6 protein-coding genes are annotated in these 8,039 nt (G+C 50.3%); 4 read left to right on the top strand and 2 right to left on the bottom strand.

The features are described from left to right. Positions 1 to 183: 183 nt before the first annotated feature. Together FD01_RS08950 and serC are read right to left on the bottom strand one after the other, a co-directional pair. Positions 184 to 1,344 (bottom strand): phosphoglycerate dehydrogenase, encoded by a 1,161-nt coding sequence (locus tag FD01_RS08950; protein ID WP_054714656.1) that lies wholly within the window; start codon positions 1,342 to 1,344, stop codon positions 184 to 186. Next, positions 1,331 to 2,425: a 3-phosphoserine/phosphohydroxythreonine transaminase gene (serC, locus tag FD01_RS08945; protein WP_056963801.1), complete on the bottom strand. Its 1,095-nt coding sequence runs from the start codon at positions 2,423 to 2,425 to the stop codon at positions 1,331 to 1,333. Before serC ends, FD01_RS08950 begins: the two co-directional genes overlap by 14 nt. Positions 2,426 to 2,722: 297 nt before the next feature. Here serC and FD01_RS08940 point away from each other — a divergent pair, with 297 nt between their 5' ends. The 4 genes from FD01_RS08940 (at position 2,723) to aroB (ending at position 8,034) form a co-directional block, all read left to right on the top strand. Next, positions 2,723 to 3,340 (top strand): histidine phosphatase family protein, encoded by a 618-nt coding sequence (locus FD01_RS08940; protein ID WP_054714659.1) that lies wholly within the window; start codon positions 2,723 to 2,725, stop codon positions 3,338 to 3,340. Between the two features lie 612 nt (positions 3,341 to 3,952). Beyond that, a complete protein-coding gene (gene tkt, locus FD01_RS08935) occupies positions 3,953 to 5,947 on the top strand; it encodes a transketolase (protein ID WP_056963799.1) in 1,995 nt (664 codons plus the stop codon). Between the two features lie 42 nt (positions 5,948 to 5,989). Continuing rightward, on the top strand, positions 5,990 to 6,973 hold the full coding sequence (aroF, locus tag FD01_RS08930) for a 3-deoxy-7-phosphoheptulonate synthase (protein ID WP_056963797.1): 984 nt from the start codon (positions 5,990 to 5,992) through the stop codon (positions 6,971 to 6,973). Then, on the top strand, positions 6,970 to 8,034 hold the full coding sequence (gene aroB / locus FD01_RS08925; protein ID WP_056963795.1) for a 3-dehydroquinate synthase: 1,065 nt from the start codon (positions 6,970 to 6,972) through the stop codon (positions 8,032 to 8,034). Before aroF ends, aroB begins: the two co-directional genes overlap by 4 nt. The last annotated feature ends 5 nt before the right edge of the window (positions 8,035 to 8,039 follow it).

Below are 8,039 nucleotides of genomic sequence, written 5' to 3'. Positions count from 1 at the left end.
CAGACCGGCCAGATGCGATTTCATGTCCCAAATACCGAGGTGAATAATCCAGGATTTTTGCTCATTTATTCCGGTAAAGCTGACAAAAAACAATGCCCATTCTGTTTTCATTGATAAAATGAGCGTTATTTTTATAAACTGATATTTAATTTTAAAATTAACGCCAAAGCTCTGGCTCCGAGCTTATTTCTTCAACAACCGGACGCGATACACAGCATCAATGGCTTCAAGTTTCTCAACCACGTCATCAAAATCAAATTCGTTGTTGGTGTCGATAATTGAATAGGCGACTTTATCGCGAGCCGCGTTAGACATCGATTCGATGTTGACGTCAGCGCCTGCAAGTAGCGTTGCGATTTGCCCGACCATGTTCGGGATATTTTGGTGCATGATGGTCAAACGGTATTTCCCGACAAAAGGCACTTCGAGACTTGGTAAGTTCACCGAATGCATCACATTCCCAGTTTCGAGGAAGGTCATGATGGTATCCGCCCCTTGAACGGCACCGTTGGCTTCTGCCTGCAACGTGGAGCCGCCGATATGCGGGGTGACTAAGACGTCTTTGCGGTTGAGGATCTCTGGTTCGCCAAAGTCCGTCATATAGCGTTTCAAATGGCCTGCATCTAAGGCCTCAACGACTGCATGGTTATCGACGATGCCACCGCGCGCAAAGTTTAGCAATACGGTCCCCTTTGGCATCAAGGCGATTTCTTTGGTCGAAATCATGTTGGTGGTTTCCGAATTCTTAGGCACATGCACCGACACGTAATCTGCGTTGACCAAAGCTTCTTCCAAGGTGGCGGCGCGCTTGGTGGTGGTTGGAATGTGCCAAGCATCGTTAGCCGACAAGTAAGGATCGTACCCGATCACATGCATGCCTAACGCCCCAGCCGCAGTGGCAACCCGGGCGCCAACGTGGCCCACCCCGATCACAGCCAAGGTTTTGCCAGTCAGCTCTGTGCCATTGAATTGCGTCTTTTCACGTTCTGTGCGCGTGGAAATATCAGCGCCGGAATTTTGTGCGGCATACTGAGCGGCGGAAAAAAGGTTTCGGCTGGCGATGATCAACATCGCGACCACTAATTCTTTGACCGCGTTAGCGTTAGAGCCCGGGGTGTTAAACACTGCCGTGCCGTTTTCTGTGGCGACGTCCAAAGGAATGTTATTAAATCCGGCGCCACAGCGCACGATGGCTTTCAAATTTTTAGGGAAGTCGTAGCCGTGCAGATCTACCGATCGGATCAAAAACGCATCTGCGTCGTCCGTTTGGTTGAGTTGATAGTCAGCATGAAATTCATCCAAACCTTCTTGGGCGATCGCATTAAAAGTTTTAACGTTGTACATAGTATTCGTGCTCCTTTTCAAATTGGGTGAGGAAGTCGATCAAGGCGTCAACGCCAGCCAATGGCATTGCGTTATATAAACTTGCGCGCAAGCCGCCGACGGAACGGTGGCCTTTGAGATTCATCAACCCTTGAGCGGCAGCGGCGTCAACAACGGCTTGATCGAGGTCGGCGTCGCCAGTGTTGAACACCACATTGGTCAATGAGCGATCACGCGGTTCAACATAGTTATGGAATAGCTTTGATCGATCCAAGAAGGCGTAAAGTTTGCTGGATTTTTCGCGGTTGCGTTTTTCCATCGCATCGATGCCACCGAGGTCTTCTATCCAGCCTAAGGTTAAGTTCAACGCATAAATCGCAAACACGGGTGGGGTGTTGTATAAAGAATTTTTCTTATCGAACAGCGTGTAGTCCAAAGCACTTGGCACTGCCTCAACGTCGCTTAGCAAAGCGCGTTTCACGATCACCACCGTTACCCCGGCTGGACCGAGATTCTTTTGCGCGCCGGCAAAAATCATGCCAAAATCAGAAACGTTGTAGCGTTGCGCACAGATGTTAGAAGACATGTCAGCGACCAGTGGGGTATCGCCATGTTCAGGTAACGTGGTATAAGCGGTACCTTCAACTGTGTTATTTAAACATAGATGCAAATAATCATAAGTGTCTTGCGCCAACGCTTCAGGCATTGTTGGCAAATGGCGATAGTGATCCGGTTTTGTCGTGGCGAGCACATCAGCCGCTATTCCTAACCGTTTGGCTTCAGCAGCCGCGCGAGAGGCCCATTGCCCAGAATCTAAGACGGCGATGTGATGATGCTTGGTGGCAAGGTTCAATGGTGCCGCAGCGAATTGTCCAGTCCCACCACCTTGCATGAACAAGACGGCGTAATCATCTGGGATCGCCATTAAATGCCGCAAGCGTGCTTCGGCTTGTTGAATGATCGCGTCAAAAGCGGGTGAGCGGTGAGAGATTTCCATAATGCTCATGCCAGAACCGTTAAGCGAAGGCAGTTCTGTTTGAATCTGTTGAATGACTGGCTTGGGCATGACGGCAGGCCCAGCGGCAAAATTATAAACGACCATTTTTTCCTCCTAAAAGAAAAACCACGACGAGAAAGAATAAAAAAAACACGCCTGACAGAATTTGGTCTGCAAGGCGTGAATGGTGTTTCTATCACGGTCTCACAGAATATCTGCAAGACCACTTGGCGAAAAGCAAAAGTTGGTCTACACAGATACGGTAGTAGACCAGGATGATGATTTGCGAATGTGGTTGAATTTTGTCATTGCAATTCTCCTTTGCTTCGTTGTTTACTAAGATAGCACGCACCGAATATTCCGTCAAGATTAAAAAATGATGAAAAGGAGTTTTTCCTGATTATGACCACTTTTTATTTTGTCCGCCATGGCCAAACCACGGCTAACGCCACCGGTTTAAAACAAGGCACGATCAATGATGACCGCACGCACCTGACCGAAAAAGGTCACGCTCAAGCCGCACATTTAGCGGAACAATTTGATGTGTCGAACATGGACGCTTTATTTGTCAGTCCCTTGGATCGCACTCAAGAAACTGCCGCACACTTGCACACTGACTTGAAACCACAACTCGATGCACGTCTATTAGAAATTTCATACGGCATGTGGGACGGTCAACAAAACGCAGACTTACAAGCCAAATATCCTGAAGTCTTCGATCAAACCCTTAACGATGTGTTGCCGACGTACACGACGATCGCGACAGACGGGGAGACTTTCGAGCAGGTTCAAGCGCGCGTGGCTGACTTCATGCAAGACGTTGAATCCCGCTATCCCAACGGTAACGTGGTTTGTGTAACACACGGCTTCACTGTGAAGTCTGCGGCATTGGTTGCCCTACAACCACAAGATCCCATGAGTTTGCCTGAGCCGGATAACACCTCGGTGACCAAAATCACCAAGTCTGGCGACAATTATTATTTGTGGTATTACAACCGTTTCGACGCGCAGACTTATTAATTAACAGTTTGGCTTAAAGTTTGTCCACAAGAAAATATCGGCATGCGTAAGTGTTATGCGGGTGAATTGTGGGGGGGATGGAGACTGGTCGGTGCTGCGTGGTGAGAGGACTGTTAGCGACTTGTCGCTTACAGTCCTCCGCAGGTCGAGATCCACTTTGACAATGAGCGAAGCGAATTGCCAAAGTTAGCTCGGCCGAGGGCCCTCTCCACGCAGCGCCGACCGCAATTCACTCGCGCCTCAGCCCAGTCACTCACGCACAATTTTCATTGTGCTTTAAATCTTTCTCACCAAATTTCAATTTAAGTGTTGACAAGTCACATTTACGGCGGTAAGCTCAGTTCAACAAATTCAGAAAGGATTTCGATGATATGACTAAAAACGTCTTTTATGCCTGGTATGCGTATTTTCTCTAGCGAGTAAGAGCACTCGAATGTGTCCTTACTCGCGAGGGATACATTCGTCTGCATACCAGGAATCATCGAATCACACGGTAAGCACACGGATGAAGCAATTTCAGCCGTGTGCTTTTATTTTTCCACCGGGAAAATGAACGCTATCGGCTGAACGATAGCGTTTTTTCGTGCCTTGCCCCCACATAGGAGGATAAAAATGAAATTTGATGCGATAGATCAACAAGCCGTTAACACCGTCCGCATGCTCAGCGTAGCTCAAATCGAAAAGGCCAATTCCGGCCACCCAGGACTGCCGTTAGGCGCGGCCCCAATGGCTTACGTCTTATACCGCAACCACTTGACGGTCACGCCAAAAGATTCCCACTGGTTCAACCGCGACCGCTTCATTTTATCAGCTGGGCATGGCTCGGCGATGTTGTACAGTTTGCAACATCTCGCCGGGTTCAACGTCACGCAAGATGATCTCAAACATTTCCGTCAATTCGGCAGTCGTACCCCGGGGCATCCGGAATACGGCGTGGTCGACGGGGTTGAAGCCACTACGGGACCGTTGGGCCAAGGCTTAGGAATGGCCGTGGGCATGGCAATGGCAGAACGACACATGGCGGCCCGCTTTCCGAAAATGGTCGATCACTTCACTTACGTTTTATGTGGGGATGGGGATTTGATGGAAGGCATCTCCCATGAAGCAATGGGGTTAGCCGGACATCAAGCCTTAGGTAAGCTGATCGTGCTGTTTGATTCCAACGATGTCTCGCTTGACGGGAACAAATCCCGCTCATTCGGCGAAAACATGCAACAGCGCGCTGAAGCGGAAGGCTGGACTTACCAAAAAGTTGAAGATGGCAATGATCTTAACGCCATCGATCAAGCCATCACCAATGCCAAACAAGACCTCGAACACCCTTCGATGATCGAAGTGCGCACGGTGATCGGCTTTGGCGCAAACGGCGCTGGGACCAATGCGGTGCATGGCAAACCCCTTGCCAAAGAAGACTTCGCTGCGTTGAAAGTGACTTTAGGCTGGCATTTACCAGATTTTGAAGTGCCAAATGCCGTGCGTCAACGTTTTGCCGAAACCCTTGGCCGCCGTGGTAATACTGCCCATGCGGCTTGGGTCGCGCAAACGCAAAGCTTGCGGCCGGCTGAATCTGCAGCATTAGCTCGTGCCGCTGCGAACTTATTGCCACAACTGCCTGAACAGCCCAACACCTTGATCCCTGAGATGTGTTCTGGACGTGATGCTGGGAAAATCGCGATGAACGCTTTTGCCAAGCTCGCCCCAGAAATGTGGGGTGGCGCGGCAGACCTGGCATCGTCAACGAAAACGGTGATCGATAACTCCTCATTGTTTACCCCAGAACATCCAGAAGGTCGCAACATTGCGTTTGGCGTGCGGGAATTTGCGATGGGGGCTGCACTCAATGGCATGGCGTTGCATGGCGGGTCACGCGTTTTTGGTAGCACGTTCTTGGTTTTCTCAGATTACTTGAAACCAGCGATTCGCTTAGCGGCGATGCAACATCTGCCAGTCACCTTCGTCTTCACGCATGATTCTATCGCCGTTGGTGAAGATGGCCCGACACATGAACCGATCGAACAACTCACCATGTTGCGCTCGATTCCCAACACTGTGGTTTTGCGGCCGGCTGATGGCCAAGAAACTGCCGCGGCTTGGCGCGTTGCCCTCACGCGTCAAAACGGGCCAACGGTGATCGTGTTGACGAGACAAGATCTACCGCAACTGTCCGTCAAAGTGCCACCAGTCAACCGTGGGGCTTACGTCGTTTCTGCGGTACCTGATGGCAAACGCCAAGATGGGATTTTAATGGCGAGTGGCTCTGAAGTGCACTTGGCCATGCAAGCTCAAACAGAACTGGCGAAATCTGGTCGTTTCGTCTCAGTGGTGTCGGTGCCATCGTTTGAATTATTTGCCCAACAATCGCGCTCTTACCAAGAAATGGTGTTACCACGGACAATCACACACCGGGTCGCGATCGAAATGGCTAGCCCATTGAGTTGGGGGCGCTTTGTGGGCTTAGATGGTACCGTCGTTGGTATGGAGACTTTCGGCGCGTCAGGCGATCCTGATCGGGTGATGACGCATTTTGGCTTCACCCCGCAACATGTCGCAGATGTTTACTTGCAACTGGATTCAACCGTGCTTAAGCGCGTGGCGTCACAGTTTTAATCAAAAATCATAGTCATTCAATTAAAAGGAGAACCTACTATTATGATCATTCAATTCAAAGAAAACTCACCACTGATTCAACAAGTCGCCGCCAAATTGCACGCGATCCCAGCTCATGTTGAAGTCGTCGGCACACATTTGGCCGCCATTGGGGTAAAGGAATACACGCCAACCCCTGAAGAAGCCGCCGTGATTGAGAGCATCACTACCAATGACAAGTCCTTTGTCTTAGGTTCTTTGGAATTCCAACCAGAACCGACGATCATCAAGTTACCTCATACCACTATCGGCGCTGGCCATTTTGTCATGATGGCAGGCCCTTGTTCCGTTGAATCTGAAGACCATGTCCGTCGAATGGCCAAGGTTGCCAAGCAAGGCGGCGCGACAGTGTTGCGGGGTGGGGCCTTCAAGCCGCGCACTGTGCCATACTCTTTCCAAGGCCTTGAAGAAGATGGTTTGCGTTTCTTGCGCGAAGCCGCTGATGCAGAAGGCATGGATGTGATCACTGAAGTTATGGACGTGCCGCATGTGGAAATGGTGGGCAAGTACACCGATATTTTCCAAATCGGCGCGCGTAACATGCAAAACTTCTCCTTGTTAAAAGCAGTCGGCAAAACGAAAATCGCGGTTGGCTTGAAGCGCGGAATGTCCGCAACCATCGATGATTTGTTGAATGCCGCAGAATATATTCGCGCTAACGGCAACCCAAATGTCTTCTTGATCGAACGCGGGATCCGAACCTTTGATAATAAGTACACGCGCAACACTTTCGACTTAGCTGCGATCCCAGTCTTGAAGAAGTTGACCCACTACCCGATCATCGCCGACCCTAGCCATGCAGTCGGTGTGACTGATCTCGTGACCCCAATGGCTGTCGCCGCCGCCGCTGCTGGTTGTGATGGGGAAATCGTCGAAATCCATGATGATCCCGCCCATGCGTTCTCTGATGGTCCGCAAGCTTTGACGCCAGATCTGTACTTAGACATGACCAAAAAAGTGAATGCTGTGCGGAAGGCGTTGCAATGAGTACGGTACATGTTGGCTTAGCCGATCATCCTTATGACATTTTGATCGAGGCAGGCAGCGCCAAGCGCTTAGGGGAATTGGTTTCCAGTGTGTGGTCTCGACGTAAGATCATGGTGGTGTCGGATTCAAATGTCGCCCCGCTTTATTTAAATGAAACTTGTGCGACTTTAGAAAAAGCCGGCTTCACCACTGCGACGACGGTTATTCAAGCAGGGGAAGCTAGTAAAACCTTAACTGGCGCACAACAAGTGTATACCGAGTTGATCAATGCCGGCTTTTCACGCTCTGATGGGGTGTTGGCCTTAGGCGGCGGTGTGGTCGGGGACTTAGCCGGCTTTGTTGCCTCCACCTTTATGCGCGGTTTGGCTTATATCCAAGTGCCGACCAGCTTGTTATCGCAAGTCGATTCCTCTGTCGGTGGCAAAACTGCGGTCGATTTTGGTTCTGGGAAGAATTTGATCGGGACCTTTTACCAACCAGACTTGGTCGTGATCGATCCAGACCACTTGCAGACGTTATCGCAACGGAATTTAGTCGAAGGTTATGGCGAAGTGGTGAAAATGGCTGCGATGTCCGACCACCCAGAATTTTGGCAATTGATTCAAACCATTAATGCACCAGAGGACTTGTTAACGCACGCGGCTGAGCTTTCCCAATTTGCCATTTCGGCAAAAGCGGCTTTAGTTGTAGATGATGAACGCGACACTGGTGCACGCCGGCTGCTCAACTTCGGGCACACACTTGGCCACGCAGTCGAACTTTTGCGGCCTGATACTTTGCATGGTGAAGCCGTCGCCATGGGGATGATCGCGATCACTGAGTTGTGCGAACAACATGGGCTGACGGAAGCTGGCACCGCTGATGCGATTCGCGATCGCCTGCAAGTCGTCGGGTTGCCAACTGAGTTTCCTGATTATTCGATCGATCAACTGGTCACTCAGATCCGCATGGATAAAAAAGTCAAAAACGATACCGTGGTGTTGGTCACGCTCCCCAAACTTGGGCAGACCCGACTTTATCCGGTGGCGTTGGCTGACCTGCCAGCATTTTTAGCCAAGTGAAAGGA

This window comes from Lacticaseibacillus manihotivorans DSM 13343 = JCM 12514 (assembly GCF_001435035.1).
Classification (GTDB): domain Bacteria; phylum Bacillota; class Bacilli; order Lactobacillales; family Lactobacillaceae; genus Lacticaseibacillus; species Lacticaseibacillus manihotivorans.
Note: the sequence above shows the minus strand (reverse complement) of the source record. Positions and strands in the feature narration are given on the sequence as shown.